Here is a 15,612-nt window from a genome sequence, read left to right on the forward strand (position 1 = left end):
TGGCCGAGTCCGACCGAGTCGGGTCGAGCCCGACCGAGCGTGACCGAGTCAGGTTGAGCGTGACCGAGTCCGGTCGAGTCCGACCGAGCCTGGCTGAGTCCGGTGGAGCGTGACCGAGTTCGGTCGAGCCCGGCAGGGCAGTGTGCTGGGCGAAGTTTGGCGCTTGCTTGCCGGGATGCGAGCACGGTGCCGTGGTGCGTCGGTGCTGTGATGCCGGGTGCTCGGCGAGGTGGTCAGGGCGGTCGGGGTGCTGGCCAGTCTCGAGCCAGCTAGTGCGGGGCTGGCTGGGGTGCTGGTTCTCGGCGAGCATTTGCGCGCGGTGCAGTGGGTGGCGCTGACTTGCGTGGGCCTCGCGAGCGCCGGGGCGGTGGTCGGGCGGAAGGAAGCGCCAGTTACTCAGCAGATCGGTTGACCAGCGCGGCAATGCCTTCGATCAGGCGGTCCAGGCCGAACGCGTACTCGTGGTCGACGCTGTAAGGAGCCTGATGGATCTGCCCGGCAGCGGTGCCGACCCGGTCCGCGACGGGGAAGCGCCGCGGTTCGTAGACCTCGGCAAGGGCGGGCGCGGTCGCGGCCCACCACTGCTGGTCGGTCATCCCGGTTTGCCGCACGATGCGCGCGGCCTCGACCTTGCGGCGCGCCAGGCCTTCGACGTGCGTGGTCACCAGGGTGATCGTCGAATCCATTTCGACGTCCGCCAGGCCGATGCCGTCGACGGCAGCCAGTTCCAGGTCGTACTTCGCGATCGCGTTGGGGCCTAGCGTCGGACGTCCGGAGAAGACCTGCAGCAGCCACGGATGCCGCAGGTGCATCGCCCAGTTGACGGCTGCGACGCGGCGGAGTCCGTCGCGCCAGTCGTCGGCGTCTATTTCGGACAGTTCGGCTACCGCTTCGCCGTAGACCGCGTCCACCATCGCTTCGACCAGTTCCGCGCGCGACGCGACGTAGGTGTACAGCGACATCGTCCCGACGCCCAGCGACTCGGCCACCCGGCGCATCGACAGCGTCGCCAGGTCCTGTTCGGTGTCCGCGACCTCGACCGCCGCGTCGACGATCCGCGCGGGGGTCAGGCCGTGCTTCGGGCCGCGCTTCGGCAGCTGGCGGGTGCCCCACAGCAGCGCGATCGTCGCGGCGGGGTCGCCGTTGGTGCCGTCAGTCGTCACGTGACCAGCATAGGAACTTTACTCCGTAGGCAATACGGAGTTTTGTGCTAGCCTTCTTCGTATGGCATACGGAGAAGGCGGGCTGCTGGCGCGCGGGGTGCGGAAGCGGTATGGCGATAGGGCGGCGTTGGACGGGTTTGACCTGCGGGTGGAGCCGGGGACGGTGTTCGGCCTGCTCGGTCCCAACGGTGCGGGCAAGACGACGGCGGTCCGGATCCTGACGACGTTGCTGCGGCCGGACGCTGGCGAAGTGCGGGTCGCCGGTTTCGACGCGGTCGCTGAGCCGGACGAGGTGCGGCGGCGGATCGGGCTGGTCGGGCAGAACGCCTCGGTGGACGAGATCCTGACCGGCAGGCAGAACCTCGAACTGTTCGCCCGTCTCGGCGGGTTGCCGTCGCGGGCGGCTCGGGCGCGGGCGACGGAATTGCTGGAGCGGTTCGGTCTCGGCGAAGCGGCGGGGCGGTCTGTCTCGGGCTACTCCGGCGGCATGCGGCGCAAGCTGGACCTCGCCGCGGGACTCCTGCTGAACCCGCAGGTGCTCTTCCTCGACGAGCCCACGACCGGGCTCGATCCGGCGGCTCGCATCGACGTCTGGGCGGACGTCCGTGCGCTCGCCGGGACCGGGACCACGGTGCTGCTGACCACGCAGTATCTGGAGGAGGCTGATCAGCTCGCCGACCGGATCGCGGTGCTCGACGCGGGCCGGGTCGTCGCCGCGGGCACGCCGGACGAATTGAAGGCGAAGGTGGGGCCGGACCGGGTCGAGACGGTCGTCCGCAAGCCGACGCTCGACGAGGTTTTCCTGCACCTGACCGGTCACGCCCGCACGCCCGAGGAGGGGAGGCAGGCGGCTTCCCGGAAGACCTCGCCCGCCGTCTCCGAGGAGGTTCGATGACCATCCCCGCCGCGGCACCCGCGCGCGTGTCCTGGCCGACACATACCGCCGTCCTGACCCGGCGCATCCTGGTGCATTGGAAGCAGCGTCCGTTCTCGATCGCGGTCACGCTGCTGTTCCCGGTCCTGATCGTGGTGATGTTCGGCCAGCTTTTCGGCGGCGCGATGGCCATCCGGGGCGGCGCGTACATCGACTTCCTCATCCCCGGCATGCTCGCGATGACCATGCTGTTCGGGCTCGAATCCACTGTCCTCGCAGTGACTTCCGACGCCTCGAAGGGCGTCACCGAGCGGATCCGCGCGATGCCGGTCAGCGGGCTCGCCGTGCTGACCGGACGTTGTCTCGCCGACCTGATCGGCGCGGTCGCCGGGCTCGTCGTGATGATGGGGGCCGGGCTGGCGCTGGGGTGGCGTCCGCAGCAGATGTCTGTGCTGGGCGCGGTCGGGCTGCTGTTGTGGCTGCGGTTCGCTTTTGTCTGGGTCGGGATTTACCTCGGGCTGCTGCTGAAGACCCCGGAATCGGCGGTTTCGGTGCAGGTGCTGGTGTGGCCGGTCGGATTCCTGTCCGGAGTTTTCGTTTCCCCGGACACCATGCCTGCCTGGCTGAGTGCGGTCGCGACCTGGAATCCGCTCACCGCAACGGCTTCCGCGGTGCGCGAGCTGGCGGGTAACCCGGCGTGGGCCGCGAATGGCTGGGCGGCGGAGCATTCCGTGCTGCTCGCGATGGCGTGGCCCGCGGTGCTGACGCTGATCTTCCTGCCGCTCGCCACCCGGCGGTACCGCATGCTCGGGCGTTAGAAAACAGCCGGGCGGCAAGGGAAATCCCCTGCCGCCCGGCCGTACCCCGAGGAGAAATTCAGGCGCGTGCCTTCGAATGCGTCCGGCCGCGCAGGTCGAGTTCGATTTCCTCCAGGCTCCGGCCCTTGGTTTCCGGGACGAGCCACTTCGTGAGGAAGAACAGGACCACGTTGATGCCCGCGAACAGGAACATCGAGCCGCCGAGGCCGAGGGCGCCGGGGTCGGAGATGATCGGGAACACGGCGCTGATGATGCCGGTCGCGGCCCACAGCACGACGCTGCTCACGCCCATGCCCGCCGCGCGGACCTTCAGCGGGAACACCTCGGCCATCATCACCCAGACGACCGCGCCCCAGCCGAGTTCGTAGCCGACCAGGTAGAGCACCATCGCGACCAGCATCAGGATGCCCTTGGTCGCCGTGTCGTGGACTTCCAGCACGATGAACCCGGCCGCGACCAGGGTCAGCACCATCAGCACGTTGCCGATCAGCAGCAGCGGCTTGCGGCCCCACCGGTCGACCACGAACACGACCCACGCGGTGAACAGGAACTTGGTGACGCCCAGCAGCACGCCGGACAGCAACGCCGCCTGGGTCGCGAAACCGAGGCCGATCAGCATCGTCGGGAAGTACGCGTTCACCGCGTTCACGCCGCTGAACTGCTGGCCCATCGCGAGCAGCAGGGCGACCACGAGCATCGGCCGCACGGTCGGCGTCAGCAGGTCGCGGAAGCGGGTCTTCGCCGATTCCGAGTCGAGCCGGATCACCTCGCGGATCGTGCCGATCTCCTCGTCGACGTTCACGCCGCCGCCGTGCGAGCTGAGCAGGACCGCGCGGGCCTGTTCCTCCTGGCCGTTCGCGACGAGCCAGCGCGGCGTTTCGGGCAGGAATCCCAAGCCCGCCAGCAGGATCACCGCGGGCACGATCGCGCCGGCGAACATCAGCCGCCAGTTGCCCGACGTGCCGAGCCCGTAGCTGACCAGGAACGCGATCAGGATGCCGAGCACGATGAAGATCTGGTTCAGCGCGCCCATCGCCCCGCGCAGCCGCGCCGGAGCGAGTTCCGACAGATACGTCGGGACCGTCGAGGACGACAGGCCGATGCCGACGCCGATCACGAGCCGGGAAACGATCAGCAACGCGAACGTCGGGGAAAAGGTGGCCGCGATCGTGCCGATGATGACGACGACGGCCGCGACCATGATCGTCCGGCGGCGGCCGAGCTTTTCGTTGAGCCGGGAGGAGAAACTCGCACCGACGATCGCACCGATCGAAATGCTCGCGGTGATGACGCCCTTGTCCCATCCGGACAGGCCCCAGAGTTTCCCGATGAACGGCAACACCCCGGAAATGACGCCGAGGTCGTAACCGAACAGGATGCCGCCGAGGGCACCGAAGAAGTACAGCGTCGTTCTGCCGATGGGCCGCCGCGCCGCGGCTGTCTGTGTCATTGCCGAGCCGTCTCTTTCCGGGATGGCCGGCCGGTCCTGGTCCGCTGACCGGAAGGCCAGCGCCGTCCGGGCCGGACGAGTGGGGGTCGAGGGACAAGGACTGCCGGACTGGTCCAGCACTGCGGAACGGCCGAACCCGCCGCCGCGCAACGCCTTTCCTCGTCGCGTGCCGGCTTGGCCCGCTCCGGTACGAACTTCGCCGTACACAGTCACACGCTGGTCAGCGGCGGGCAAGACGCGGGCTGATAACTATTCAGTCACGTGACTAGCGTTCACATATGTGGACAAGCTAGGCGAGGGTTTGCGCAGGTCAGAGCCTTGGCGGGGGAATCATGGCAGGAGTTTTCGCGAAGGTCGAACTGTGGGGAACCGGGTGCCGCGGCCGTCCGTCGTACGGGTCGTCCGGTCGCCGCGGTGGGGGAGATGCGCATGGGAACGGGTTTCGAGGTCGCTCCGGCGGAGGTCGCGACCGCGGCCGGACGGGCGCGGCAGGCGGCGGCGACCGTGCGGGCGGCCGACCTCGCGGGCGCGCTCGCCGGGGTCGGGCTGTCCGGCGGCACGAGCGTGGCCGCGGCGGATCGCCTGTCCGACACCTGGGGCCGGGCCGTTCCGAAGTGGACAGCCGACACCGAGTCCTATGCCGGGAACCTCGACCAGGCCGCGGCCGGCTACCGCGACACCGACCACAACGCGACCGGCGAGATCGCGGCGGCGGGCCGATGATCACTTGGGGAGACGTCCGGCGCTGGAACCCCGCCGACCTCGCTTCGGCAGTCGACGCGCTCGGTGCCCGGGCCGCTCGGCTCACCGGGGCGAACGACGATGCCGAAGCCATGACGAAGTTCGGCTCCTGGCAAGGCGACGCGGCGGACGCGGCAACGGCCAAAGGCACTGCGCTGGCAACGGAATTGCGGCAGCTGGCCACTGATGTGTCGGCGGTTCGGCGCGGGGTGCACGACGCGCAGCTGGCGGTCGAGCGGATCAGTTCGGCGGTGCGCGAGGTAGACGATTTCGCCGCACGCAACGGAATGCGGATCGACGACGGTGGCGGCGTCAGCGGCGAACCCGAGCGACAGGCTGAAGTCGCCGATCGCGTCGGCCAGATTCTCCGTGCGGCCACCGGGGTCGACGCGGATCTGACCGTCGTGCTCGACCGCGCGACCAACGGCGAAAGCGGTGGCTCCGGGGTCGTCGCGCTGGCGATGGCGACGAGCAGCCAGCCGAAACCGAACGGCACCCCGGCGGAGAACCGGGCGTGGTGGGACAGCCTGTCCGACTCCGCGCAGTCCTCGATCCTGCGCGACAACCCAGACCTGATCCGCAATCTCGACGGCATCCCGGTGGTCGATCGCGACGCGGCGAATCGCGTTGTGCTGCAACAGGAAATCGACAAGCGGAAGGGCGACGACGCTCAGTTGCGCGGCCTCACCGCGATCCGTGACCGGCTCGCGGCCACCGGCGACGGCAAACCTCCGGCTTTCCTGGTCTCGCTCGACGTCAGCGGCGACGGCACAGCGGTGGTCGCCGCCGGAAATCCGGATACCGCGGCGAATGTCGCGACGTACGTTCCTGGCACCGGCAGCGAGCTGGCCAAGATCGGCGGCGACCTCGGCCGGTCGGACAAGATGTGGCAGTCGGCGACGATGGCGGGCTCGCCGTCGACGTCGGTGATCACCTGGGTCGGTTATGACGCGCCGAATGAGCTTGTCGACGCCGCCAGTGAGAAATACGCCGACGGCGGCAAGGAACAGCTGTCGAAATTCGAGGACGGCCTGCGCGCGTCGCATGAGGGCTCCCCGTCGCATAACACCGTGCTCGGTCACAGTTACGGCACGACGGTGATCGGCCACGCGGCTCGAGACGGCGGGCTCAACGCGGACGATCTGATCTTCGTCGGCAGTCCCGGTGTCGGCGTCGAGCACGCGAATCAACTGCATCTCGACGGTGTGCCGCAGGACCAGGTCGCCCAGCATGTGCACTCGACGGTCGCGCAGCACGACCTCATCAAGATCACCAACATCGGTCTCCCCGGTCACGACCCGCTCGGCCCGAGCCCCGCCGGCGACGGCTTCGGCGGCCAGGTCTTCGAATCCGCGCCGGGCGACAAAGGCCCGTGGTACGAGGGCGGCCTGTCCGGGGCCGCGCACAGCCAATACTGGGAGGACAACAACCCGTCGCTGCGCAGCTTCGGCCGGATCATCGCCGGGCTGCCGGCGTGACGGCGCGCCGCACCGCGCTGGCCTGCCTCGCCGCCGTTCCTCTCGTAGCCTGCTCCCCAGGAGGTGCAGCCATGAACCCCACGATCACCGAAAACGAAGCACGCGACCAGGTCGAGGACTACGTGCGCGGCGCGTTCTCCGCGTTGCCCACGCCCGCCGGGCGGGAACTGTTCTCCCGCAACCGTTCCGAATGCACCGACCCGACCGACAACGGTCCGGCGGGGCGGTTCGAGATCTCCGCGACCTATGAGGTGACCGGCCTCGAACCGGACACTTTCAAGGCGCAGTTCGAGGCCGTCGTGAAGTGGTGGCAGGGACACGGCTTCACCGTGCTGACCGACCGGCGGCCCACCGACCAGTACGTCTTCGCGCGCAATGAGCGGGACGGCTTCGACATGTCTTTGCAGGCCAATGAGCTCGGGAAGCTCTATCTCGGTGCGACGTCGCCTTGCGTCTGGCCGAAGGGGACTCCGGAAGCTGAGGCTGTCGTCGAGGAGCCGGAGCCTGAGGTCGCGGAAGCTCCAGAACCTGAACGGCCCCGACCGCGTCGTGCGCCGGTGGACGACGAGGACTTCGGCCAGACGTCCTGGTCCGACGGGGGCGCTGCGTTCTAGAGTGGACTAGCAGGTCCAGTCAGGAGGCAGTCGATGACGCTCACGCGCAAGGGCGAGGCCACGCGGCAACGGATCGTGGAGGGCGCGGCCGACGTGATCCGCGAGCGCGGCGTGCTCGAGACGACGCTGGACGACGTCCGCGCGCGGACCAAGACGAGCAAAAGCCAGCTGTTCCACTACTTCCCGGACGGCAAGGAAGAACTGCTGCTGGCTGTCGCGCGCTGGGAGGCGGGCCGGGTGCTGGAGGTGCAGCAGCCGTCGCTCGGCACGCTGCGCACCTGGGAGGATTTCCGGACGTGGCAGAAGGTGGTGCTCGGGCACTACACCGAGCAGGGCCGGCACTGTCCGTTGAACGTGGTGATGTCGCAGATCGGCCGCAACACGCCGGGCGCGCAGGCGGTGGTGACGCAGCTGATGCAGCGGTGGCTCGGCGAGCTGACCGCAGGGATCGAGAACCTGCGCGCGGCGGGGGAGGTCCGGCCTGGGCTGGACCCGAAGCAGGCGGCCTCGGCGCTGCTGGCGGGGGTGCAGGGCGGGGTGTTGATGCTGCTGACCACCGGGGAGGCGGAGCATCTGGAGGCGGCGCTCGAGGTGGGGATCGCGGGTTTGCGCGCCTGAAAAATAGGGGTCCCCGAAATAGGGGTAGCTGGCGGAAATGTGCTGGGCCGGCGGCGAGTTGGGCCTGGCATGAGTCAAGGACCCGCACCCCGGCAGCTGTCTGACGAAGCCCTCTCGGCCCTGCTTGGCCAGCAGCAGTTCGGCACGCTCGCGACGATCAAACGCAGTGGTCAGCCGCATCTGACGACCATGCTGTACAGCTGGGATCCCGACACCCGGACGGTGCGTTTCTCCACGACTGCCGACCGCAGCAAGGTCGGCCATCTGCGCCGCAACCCGCGGGCGACGGTGCACGTTCAGGGCGGCGACGTGTGGTCGTTCGCTGTTGCCGAGGGGCAGGCGGAGGTTTCCGAAGTCACCGAGGTTCCCGGCGACGCGGTGGGGCAGGAGTTGCTCGCGATGCTTCCGGAGGCCGCGCGGCCCGAGGACCCGGCGGCGTTCCTGAAGCAGCAGGTGGAGGAGCGGCGTGTCGTGATCCGGCTCCAGGTCGAGCGGCTCTACGGCACCGCGCTCGACGTCTGAGACCCCGCGACTGCCCCGCGACACGGTGAAGGGTCCCGATTCCGGAACCCTTCACCGGCTGTTCGTTCAGGCGTTCTTGATCGCGGAGATCTCGAACTCGAGGGTGATCTTGTCCGAGACCAGCACGCCGCCGGTCTCGAGCGCGGCGTTGAACTTCACGTTGTAGTCGCTGCGGTTGATCGAGGTGGAGCCCTCGAAGCCGACGCGGTCGTTGCCGAACGGGTCCTTCGCGGAGCCGCCGAACTCGAACGGGACGGTGACCGACTTGGTGACGTCCTTGACGGTCAGGTCGCCGGTCACGTCGAAGGTGTCCTCGCCGGTCTGGGTGATCCCGGTGGAGGTGAAGGTGATGGTCGGGAACTCGTCGCAGGACAGGAAGTCGTTGGCGCGCAGGTGGCCGTCGCGGTCCGCGTTGCGGGTGTCGACGCTCTTGGTCTGGATGGTGATGTTCGCGCTGGAGTTCGCCGGGTTCTCGCCGTCCAGGGTGAACGAACCCTCGAACTCGTTGAAGGAGCCGCGAACCTTGGTGACCATGGCGTGGCGGGCGACGAAGCCGATCCGGCTGTGCGAGCCGTCGATCGTGTAGGTGCCGGTCAGGTGGGCGTAGGTGGTCGCGCTGGTCATGTGTTCCGTTCCTTCGGGTCCTTGGTTGAGTGTTCAACTAGCACTGTAGCCCACAATAACTGATTGCGCGAGCAAGTGTCGGATATACTCCCCCTCTGTGGTGAACAGAACCCCCCTGACCAGCGAAGAGGAGGCAGTGTGGCGTCCGCTGATGCGTGTCGTCACAGTCCTGCCGAGGGCTCTCGACGACCAGTTCGCGCACGACAACGGCGTCTCGCTGACGGATTACTCCGTGCTCGTGTCGCTGTCGGAAGCGGCCGAAGGCAGGCTGCGGCTCACCGATCTGGCGGAGTCCACGGCGCTGTCGCTGAGCCGGATCAGCCGGGTCGTGGAGGCGATGGTGCGCCGCGGCCTGGTGCGGAAGGTGAAGTGCCCGCAGGACCGCCGGGCCGCGCACGCGACGCTCACCGACCTCGGGCGGGCGAAACTCGCCGCCGCGTACCCCGGGCATCTCGAGCGCGTGCGATCGTTCCTGTTCGACCACCTCTCGCCCGAGGAGGTCCGCGCCGCGGGCCCGATCCTCGCCCGGCTGGCTGCCGCGCTGGAGCCGCCGGACTGTTCGGCCTGCCCGGACGACTAGACCCGCCCCCGACGAAAGGCTTCCGATGCCCGACCAGGGTGAGTTCAAGCGCGACACGAACTACATCTCCGACCGCGTCACCGCCGACGGCCGCGACGGCTGGCCGGTGGAGCCGGGCCGCTATCGCCTGGTGATCGCGCGAGCGTGCCCGTGGGCGAACCGCGCGTCGATCGTGCGCAGGCTGCTGGGTCTCGAAGAGGTGCTGTCGATGGGCCTGTGCGGCCCGACGCACGACGAGCGCAGCTGGACCTTCGACCTCGACCCCGGCGGCCGGGACCCGGTGCTCGGCATCGAACGGCTGCAGGAGGCGTTTTTCGCGCGGTACCCGGACTATCCGCGCGGGATCACCGTGCCGTCCATTGTGGATGTCCCGAGTGGACAGATCGTGACCAACGACTTCAAGCAGATGACGGTGGACCTGTCGCTGGAATGGGGCGCCTACCACCGGGACGGCGCGCCGGAGCTGTACCCGCAGCGGCTGCGCGACGAGATCGAGGACGTCGCGGAGAAGGTGTTCCGGGACGTGAACAACGGGGTGTACAAAGCGGGTTTCGCCACGTCGCAGGAGGCTTACGAAGAGGCGTACCGCGCGTTGTTCTCCCGGCTGGACTGGCTTTCCGAGCGGCTGGCCGGCCAGCGGTACCTGGTGGGGGACACGATCACCGAGGCGGACGTGCGCCTGTTCACGACGCTGGTCCGGTTCGACGCGGTGTACCACGGGCATTTCAAGTGCAACCGGCAGAAGCTCACGGAGCTGCCGGTGCTGTGGGCGTATGCGCGGGATCTGTTCCAGACGCCCGGTTTCGGGGACACGATCGATTTCGGGCAGATCAAGGAGCATTACTACGTGGTGCACCGGAACGTGAACCCGACCGGGGTGGTGCCGCTGGGGCCGGTGGAGACGGGATGGTTGACGCCGCACGGGCGGGAGGAGCTGGGCGGGAGGCCGTTCGGGGACGGGACGCCGCCTGGGGCGCCGCCGGTGGGGGAGCGGGTTCCTGAGTTGGAAGGGTGACGGCTTGGGGTGCGTCGCGCTCGCTGTGCCCAGTGAGCTGTTTCCGGCGAGCCGGAATCATTGGCGTGGTTCCGGCTCGAGCCCCGCATCGCCGAGTTCGTCCGGAAATGATTCTTCCGTCTCTTCTATTCGATACATCTGTTCTTGTGCGGTGCCGTCGCCGTGGATGACGTTGATGAGATCGCACAATTCGTACAGTGCCATGATCCAGATGTATGACTCTTCCGGCGAGATCCCGATGGGGATGCGCAAACGGTATTCCACTGCGGACTCCTGCGTCTGGGCTGCCCAAAGTGCGCCTGCGATAAGCGGGAACTCCTTGCTGGCGATATCTCTGATGCCTAGCCGCTTGTACAGCTTGCGGACGAGCAGGTCGGCAACGAGTTTGACGTCCTCACCGTCGATAGGGTCGGCCATGGGCAGTTCTCCGCCGAAAAGCGTAGGGCCAGGGAGCATGAGATCGACAAAGTACAAGCATGCTCCTACCAACGCCCGCGAGTCGACCTGATCCGGGTCTATTACCGGGGCGTTGGCGGAGTTGTCGGAAAGCAGGCCTTCCACCAATTTTATTGCCGTAGGCAAATCGCCGGGAATGATCGGGCCGCCTGGGCCTTCGATGGCGGCGATCCCTTCCGCGACATCTGAACTGACAATCGCCCCGACTCGCTTGCCTCGCCGGGTCAGGTGGACGACACGATTCCTCAGCTCCACATCCTCGATCAGTTCCTTGAACCTGACGCGCGCTTCGCGGACGCCGATCTCCGTCTCGATGAGCAACGGTACCTCGTCGAACATGGCGTGAAGCTAGCACGGTACGGCCAGGGTCAACGCATTCGATGTGTACACATGAGGACTTGGCGCAAGTTTGCCGGTCAGGGCAGACTCGGTTGCAGGCCAAGGGGCTGAACTGGGTCCCTGATGCAGTTCACCAAGGAGAACGAGAGCGTGGGTAAACGGTGCAACCGCAAGGTTGGCAGAACGAAAAACGACCGGCTCGTCGCTGTCTTTAGGCACGTTCTCGGGGACTGGGGATCGACGGTTCGATTTCTGCTGATCATAGCCGGTTCCGCTGCGGTAATCGGTGTTTCAATTTGGTTGCTGGGCCTCAAGGTAACGGTGGGTCCAGTGCGAATCGATGGACCGTGATCACGCGTTATTCCTACTTAGCCCCAACGTCGAGAAGGATTCGCAGCAGCTCTTCCGGCGCGTCGCGCATCACGTCGTGCTTGCTGTCCAGCGCGTGGACATTCCACTGTGGATCGTCGAGAAGCCGTCGGTAAGTCGGCTCGAACGGCGACCCGCCGTCCCAGATCGTCGCGTACACATAGTCCCGGCGGCGGAAGCGGCTCAGGTCGGTGTCCAGCCGGATCGACTGGAGCAGCGACGCCAGCGGATGCGCCGACGCACGCGGGTCGAAGAACGGCAGCGGCGGCACGGCGTATCCGGTCTCGCCGACGCTCAGGTACCACTCGCGCTGCCGGTCATCGGTCAAAGTCCAGCAGGAGTCGCCGTTTTCCGGACGAAAGCGTCGAGGTACACCAGCGAATCGACCAGTTCCGGCACCCGGTCGGCGGCACCGGTGATGACCATCCCGCCATAGCTGTGGCCGACCAGCACGGCGCGTTCGACCTGCTCGGCCTGCATCGCGCGCACGACGTCCTCGATGTGGGTCTCGAGGTTGACCCCGCCGTTCAGCAGGTGCTGCCGTTCGCTGAGGCCGGTGAGCGTCAGCGGGAGCACGCGGTGGCCGCGGTCGCGCAGTTGGCCGGTGAGCCGGTCGAAGCACCAGCCGCCGTGGCAGGCACCGGGGACGAGGACGTAGGCGGTCATGGGCGCAACGCTAGAAGCCGCGCGGCGAGAAGTCCAAGAGCTGGTTCTTCCGTGATCCAGAAGGGTTGGTTATGCCCGGCTGGGTAGCGGCAGGTCGTGCGCTTTGCGGAAGTCGTTCAAGGCGGCCCACGCGAGGTGCGGGTCTAACGCGAGTCGCCGTCGGGCGATGGCCAGTTCGTGCAGGCTCGGCGTGAGGCGGGACTGGGTGAGGGCGTCGGTGAACATGTCCAGGACGGTGGCGCAGAAGAGGACGAACGCGCTGCTGTGCAGGCGCAGCCGGTTGACCGCGTCGGCTAGGTCGGGTGTTGCTCCTTCATGCAACGAGGCGGCCAGTTCGGCGAGTTCGACTGCTTCGCGGGTGTCGGGGACGCGGAGCAGTTTCGGCCACAGTTCCGCCAGCTCCGGTGTCTGCGGGAGCCCGCGGGCTTGCGCGATGAAGCCGCTCGACTTGGCTGCCAGGTCGGTGCAGACCAGGATGCTCGTGACGGTCGACAGCGACGGCTCGTAGTGTTCGGTCGTCACGTCCACCATGTCGATGGTGGTGCGGCGCAGGTCGCGCGGCAGGCCGCCGGAGAGGCAGTGGCCGAGGTAGCAGAACTGCTCCGGGACGCCGGGCAGCCGTTGCGCGATCCACAGCCTGCTCTCGTCGAGGGTGAACGATTCCAGGCGCACCACCTCGGAAAACGCGCTGTCGAAGGCGTCGCGCACGGCCAGGCCGCGTTGCTCGAAGCTGAGGACCGCGTCGTCGGACACCGCCACGAAATACAGGCAACCGGGCACCCCGAAGATGCCCTTGATGTCGTTCACCAGCTGCTGGGCCTTGTCCTGTTCGCCGATCTTGTCCAGCTCGTCGATGGCGACCACGACCCGGTCGGTGATCCCTTCCTCGCGCAACGACTCCGCGGTCAGCTGGGCGAACGCGCGGAACTCGTCGACGACCTCCGGATGGGTCAGCTGCTGTTCGGCCCGTTGCGTGGTGCGGGTGCGGCCCAGTTCGCCGCCTGCCGGGACGGCGAGTTTTCCCGACCAGCCGGTGGTGTAGGTCAGCAGATACTGGATCCGGAGCAGCTGGCGGCGGGCTTCGGCTTGCAGGGCGCGCGGTCCGGCTGACGACTTCCGCCGCAGGAGGATTACCAGCGCGCCGACCGTTGCGGTGAGGAGTTTCGCTACCCAGCGGAGCGCGAGGACGGCGACTGCGGCCAGTGCGATCCGGTTGCTCACCGGCTGATCTGTCCATAAAGGACCAATCAGCTCAGGGAACTGCACGCCGGTAACGGTTTGCCACAGTTCGGCGGGGAAGTGCGTGAATTTCCCGGTCCACAGCAGGCCGCCGATCGCCCAGCCGAGCGTGGCCGACACGACGAGGTCGACCGTTCCGCGCAGGACCCGGCGGGCCCACCAGCGCCAGCCGGTTCCCGGACCCACTACCTGCCGGACCCGGACCAGTACGGCTTGGCACAGCAGTTTGTGCAGGTGCAACACGAAATCGCGGGCGTCGTAGGTGGCCGGCGCGGAGGCGACCACCACCAGTGGCGCCGGGTTTTCGCTGCCGTGCAACAGACCTCGCTGTATGGAACGGATCGCGGTGGTCTTGCCTGACCCGCGCTGCCCGCCGAGCGCGACCGCGCCGGAACCCGCGCGTTCGAGGACGCGCCGGAGCCGTTTCGCCGCCGCTGTCGGCACGATTCGGCTGCTGTCCTCCTCGCCGAGGTCGTGTTGCTGGTCGAAAACCAGTGTCGTGCCGAAGTGCAGCCGCCGGTGCGCGGAAATGACGTCGCGGACCTCGGGCAGCACGATCTCGCGCGCGGCGAACGAACGGCGTGGCCCGAGACCGAATTGCTCCTCGTGGAACTGCATGGCGTCCGGGTTGGTCCACTCGCGCAACGCGGTGACTTTGCGGACCGCGAGCGCGCCGGTGGCGAACAGGACGCACGGCATCATCAGGCCGGCGAAGATCCGGAAGAACAGGGGGAGCTGCGCCCACGCGGCGGTCATCAGGCTGAGGTAGGCGAATCCGAGCAGCACGGCGACGACCAGCCAGCTCGCCTCGCGCGGCGACATCGCGCGGTTTCGCGGACGGAACCCTCGGTCGCCCTCGGCCATGACCTGGTCCTGGAGCGTCCGGATCTTCGCGAGGAGCGTCTCGTTCGCGAACAGCTCTTCGCGCACGACTTCGGTACGCAGCGATTCGCGGGCGAGGAGCTGGGTGACCGCGGGGGAGCCGAGCGTTTCGTCGATGAGCGAGGCGAGCGCGGCTTGCGCGGTCCAGGAGTCGAAGTCCTCGAGGTCTTCCTCCCCGATGGAGTGCGGGTCGCTCCGCTCGCCGGTCACCGGCGGATGATGCCATACGAAGTGCGTTGGGCAGGCCGGTTAGCGGGAAGCGACCTCCAACAGCCGCAACGCGTCCCGGGAAGCGGCGTCGCGCGGGGTGTACGCCTCCAGTTGGTGGTCGGGGCTGTCGGGCTGGAGCCAGACCTGATAGTCGATGTTCACGGTGCCGAGCGTCGGGTGGCGCAGGTCCATCGGGCCGCTCGTGCAGTCGACGACGTCGCCGGTCGCCCAGAGCGCGGCGAATTCCGGGCTGCCCATGGCGAGTTCGCCGATCAGCTCCGCGAGCCGGGCGTCGGTCGGGTGCTTGCCGGACATCAGGCGCAGGTAGCCGACATGGGTGCGGGCGAGCTCCGCCCAGTTGCGGTACAGGTCGCGGTGCAACGGGTCGAGGAAGAACATCCGCGGGATCGACGGGCGGGTTTCGGGCGAGTCCGGCGCGGCGTAGTCGAGGTGTTCGGCGTGCAGGAGGTGGCCGGTGCGGTTCCAGCCGAGTACGTCGCCGCGGCGGCCGAGGACGATTGCGGGGACGCTGTCGCTCAGCGCGTGCAGCAGGGTCGCGACGTGCGGGTCCAGCGTTTCCGGCGCGGGGCGCACCAGCCGGGGGACTCCGCAGCGCTGGGCGAGGTTGTGCAGGTGGCTCGACTCGGTCTCGTCGAGGTTGAGCACCCGCGCGAGCGCGTCGAGCACCTGCGGCGACGCGGTGCCGGACTGGTCCTGCTCCAGCCGCGTGTAGTAGCCGGCGCTCACGCCCGCGAGCTGGGCGAGTTCCTCCCGGCGCAGACCGGGCACCCGGCGGAGCGTGCCGTACGTCCGCATCCCGGCGGCGTCCGGCGTCACGCGGTCACGGCGGGTCTTGAGGAACACGCCGAGGGTTTCGGTCTGCATGATCTCGATCGTAGGCAACCAGGCAAAACCGTGCCTGCACCTGCGAGGGGTACTCATCGCCGGTGCTGG

General features: G+C 68.0%; 18 protein-coding genes. 10 read left to right on the forward strand and 8 right to left on the reverse strand.

What is annotated here, in order from left to right:
* Positions 1-229: 229 nt before the first annotated feature.
* Complete coding sequence (locus tag ACFORO_RS03410) at positions 230-412, forward strand: hypothetical protein (RefSeq protein ID WP_377869433.1); 183 nt, start codon at positions 230-232, stop codon at positions 410-412.
* Here ACFORO_RS03410 and ACFORO_RS03415 read toward each other — a convergent pair.
* On the reverse strand, positions 393-1,163 hold the full coding sequence (locus ACFORO_RS03415; protein ID WP_377869434.1) for a TetR/AcrR family transcriptional regulator: 771 nt from the start codon (positions 1,161-1,163) through the stop codon (positions 393-395). The two genes, ACFORO_RS03410 and ACFORO_RS03415, sit on opposite strands and share 20 nt — an antisense overlap.
* Before the next feature lie 61 nt (positions 1,164-1,224).
* Here ACFORO_RS03415 and ACFORO_RS03420 point away from each other — a divergent pair, with 61 nt between their 5' ends.
* Positions 1,225-2,058, forward strand: coding sequence for an ABC transporter ATP-binding protein (locus tag ACFORO_RS03420; protein WP_377869435.1), 834 nt, complete (start codon positions 1,225-1,227; stop codon positions 2,056-2,058).
* Positions 2,055-2,855 (forward strand): ABC transporter permease, encoded by an 801-nt coding sequence (locus ACFORO_RS03425; protein ID WP_377869436.1) that lies wholly within the window; start codon positions 2,055-2,057, stop codon positions 2,853-2,855. Before ACFORO_RS03420 ends, ACFORO_RS03425 begins: the two co-directional genes overlap by 4 nt.
* Before the next feature lie 58 nt (positions 2,856-2,913).
* On the opposite strand, the gene ACFORO_RS03430 is transcribed toward ACFORO_RS03425, so the two are convergent.
* Positions 2,914-4,305, reverse strand: coding sequence for a sugar porter family MFS transporter (locus ACFORO_RS03430; RefSeq protein WP_354748550.1), 1,392 nt, complete (start codon positions 4,303-4,305; stop codon positions 2,914-2,916).
* 429 nt (positions 4,306-4,734) lie between these two features.
* Here ACFORO_RS03430 and ACFORO_RS03435 point away from each other — a divergent pair, with 429 nt between their 5' ends.
* The 5 genes from ACFORO_RS03435 to ACFORO_RS03455 all read left to right on the forward strand — a co-directional run bounded on the left by ACFORO_RS03435 (position 4,735) and on the right by ACFORO_RS03455 (position 8,278).
* Positions 4,735-5,028 carry a hypothetical protein gene (locus ACFORO_RS03435; RefSeq protein WP_377869437.1) on the forward strand — a complete coding sequence of 98 codons (294 nt, stop codon included), beginning with the start codon at positions 4,735-4,737 and terminating at the stop codon, positions 5,026-5,028.
* On the forward strand, positions 5,025-6,524 hold the full coding sequence (locus ACFORO_RS03440; protein ID WP_377869438.1) for an alpha/beta hydrolase: 1,500 nt from the start codon (positions 5,025-5,027) through the stop codon (positions 6,522-6,524). The genes ACFORO_RS03435 and ACFORO_RS03440 overlap by 4 nt, the downstream gene beginning before the upstream one ends.
* Before the next feature lie 71 nt (positions 6,525-6,595).
* Positions 6,596-7,138: a hypothetical protein gene (locus ACFORO_RS03445; protein WP_377869439.1), complete on the forward strand. Its 543-nt coding sequence runs from the start codon at positions 6,596-6,598 to the stop codon at positions 7,136-7,138.
* A 33-nt stretch (positions 7,139-7,171) separates the two neighbouring features.
* Entirely contained in the window at positions 7,172-7,756 is a 585-nt protein-coding gene (locus ACFORO_RS03450) for a TetR/AcrR family transcriptional regulator (RefSeq protein WP_354748542.1), read from the forward strand.
* A gap of 69 nt (positions 7,757-7,825) precedes the next feature.
* Positions 7,826-8,278: a pyridoxamine 5'-phosphate oxidase family protein gene (locus tag ACFORO_RS03455; RefSeq protein ID WP_377869440.1), complete on the forward strand. Its 453-nt coding sequence runs from the start codon at positions 7,826-7,828 to the stop codon at positions 8,276-8,278.
* Between the two features lie 66 nt (positions 8,279-8,344).
* On the opposite strand, the gene ACFORO_RS03460 is transcribed toward ACFORO_RS03455, so the two are convergent.
* Entirely contained in the window at positions 8,345-8,902 is a 558-nt protein-coding gene (locus ACFORO_RS03460) for a YceI family protein (RefSeq protein ID WP_377869441.1), read from the reverse strand.
* A 100-nt stretch (positions 8,903-9,002) separates the two neighbouring features.
* Between ACFORO_RS03460 and ACFORO_RS03465 the strand changes: the two genes are divergently transcribed.
* Entirely contained in the window at positions 9,003-9,482 is a 480-nt protein-coding gene (locus tag ACFORO_RS03465; RefSeq protein ID WP_377869442.1) for a MarR family winged helix-turn-helix transcriptional regulator, read from the forward strand.
* A 25-nt stretch (positions 9,483-9,507) separates the two neighbouring features.
* Positions 9,508-10,497, forward strand: a complete 990-nt coding sequence (locus ACFORO_RS03470; protein WP_377869443.1) for a glutathione S-transferase family protein — start codon at positions 9,508-9,510, stop codon at positions 10,495-10,497.
* A gap of 57 nt (positions 10,498-10,554) precedes the next feature.
* Here the strand turns inward: ACFORO_RS03470 and ACFORO_RS03475 are convergent, their stop codons facing one another.
* From ACFORO_RS03475 to ACFORO_RS03495, 5 genes are all read right to left on the reverse strand, one after another.
* Positions 10,555-11,292 (reverse strand): hypothetical protein, encoded by a 738-nt coding sequence (locus tag ACFORO_RS03475; protein ID WP_377869444.1) that lies wholly within the window; start codon positions 11,290-11,292, stop codon positions 10,555-10,557.
* 364 nt (positions 11,293-11,656) lie between these two features.
* Positions 11,657-11,989, reverse strand: coding sequence for a hypothetical protein (locus ACFORO_RS03480; protein ID WP_377869445.1), 333 nt, complete (start codon positions 11,987-11,989; stop codon positions 11,657-11,659).
* Complete coding sequence (locus ACFORO_RS03485) at positions 11,986-12,327, reverse strand: alpha/beta fold hydrolase (protein ID WP_377869446.1); 342 nt, start codon at positions 12,325-12,327, stop codon at positions 11,986-11,988. The genes ACFORO_RS03480 and ACFORO_RS03485 overlap by 4 nt, the downstream gene beginning before the upstream one ends.
* Before the next feature lie 69 nt (positions 12,328-12,396).
* Positions 12,397-14,658, reverse strand: coding sequence for a hypothetical protein (locus tag ACFORO_RS03490; RefSeq protein ID WP_377869447.1), 2,262 nt, complete (start codon positions 14,656-14,658; stop codon positions 12,397-12,399).
* A gap of 39 nt (positions 14,659-14,697) precedes the next feature.
* Positions 14,698-15,543, reverse strand: a complete 846-nt coding sequence (locus ACFORO_RS03495) for a helix-turn-helix domain-containing protein (RefSeq protein WP_354748528.1) — start codon at positions 15,541-15,543, stop codon at positions 14,698-14,700.
* Positions 15,544-15,612 lie beyond the last annotated feature (69 nt).

It is taken from the genome of Amycolatopsis halotolerans, assembly GCF_042647905.1.
Taxonomy (GTDB): Bacteria; Actinomycetota; Actinomycetes; order Mycobacteriales; family Pseudonocardiaceae; genus Amycolatopsis; species Amycolatopsis halotolerans.

Excerpts from the sequence above, each read along its gene's own strand:
- ACFORO_RS03420 (WP_377869435.1), top strand. The coding sequence starts at position 1,225 with ATGGCATACGGAGAAGGCGGGCTGCTGGCGCGCGGGGTGCGGAAGCGG.
- ACFORO_RS03425 (WP_377869436.1), top strand. The coding sequence starts at position 2,055 with ATGACCATCCCCGCCGCGGCACCCGCGCGCGTGTCCTGGCCGACACAT.
- ACFORO_RS03430 (WP_354748550.1), bottom strand. The coding sequence starts at position 4,305 with ATGACACAGACAGCCGCGGCGCGGCGGCCCATCGGCAGAACGACGCTG.
- ACFORO_RS03435 (WP_377869437.1), top strand. The coding sequence starts at position 4,735 with ATGGGAACGGGTTTCGAGGTCGCTCCGGCGGAGGTCGCGACCGCGGCC.
- ACFORO_RS03440 (WP_377869438.1), top strand. The coding sequence starts at position 5,025 with ATGATCACTTGGGGAGACGTCCGGCGCTGGAACCCCGCCGACCTCGCT.
- ACFORO_RS03445 (WP_377869439.1), top strand. The coding sequence starts at position 6,596 with ATGAACCCCACGATCACCGAAAACGAAGCACGCGACCAGGTCGAGGAC.
- ACFORO_RS03450 (WP_354748542.1), top strand. The coding sequence starts at position 7,172 with ATGACGCTCACGCGCAAGGGCGAGGCCACGCGGCAACGGATCGTGGAG.
- ACFORO_RS03455 (WP_377869440.1), top strand. The coding sequence starts at position 7,826 with ATGAGTCAAGGACCCGCACCCCGGCAGCTGTCTGACGAAGCCCTCTCG.
- ACFORO_RS03460 (WP_377869441.1), bottom strand. The coding sequence starts at position 8,902 with ATGACCAGCGCGACCACCTACGCCCACCTGACCGGCACCTACACGATC.
- ACFORO_RS03470 (WP_377869443.1), top strand. The coding sequence starts at position 9,508 with ATGCCCGACCAGGGTGAGTTCAAGCGCGACACGAACTACATCTCCGAC.
- ACFORO_RS03475 (WP_377869444.1), bottom strand. The coding sequence starts at position 11,292 with ATGTTCGACGAGGTACCGTTGCTCATCGAGACGGAGATCGGCGTCCGC.
- ACFORO_RS03485 (WP_377869446.1), bottom strand. The coding sequence starts at position 12,327 with ATGACCGCCTACGTCCTCGTCCCCGGTGCCTGCCACGGCGGCTGGTGC.
- ACFORO_RS03495 (WP_354748528.1), bottom strand. The coding sequence starts at position 15,543 with ATGCAGACCGAAACCCTCGGCGTGTTCCTCAAGACCCGCCGTGACCGC.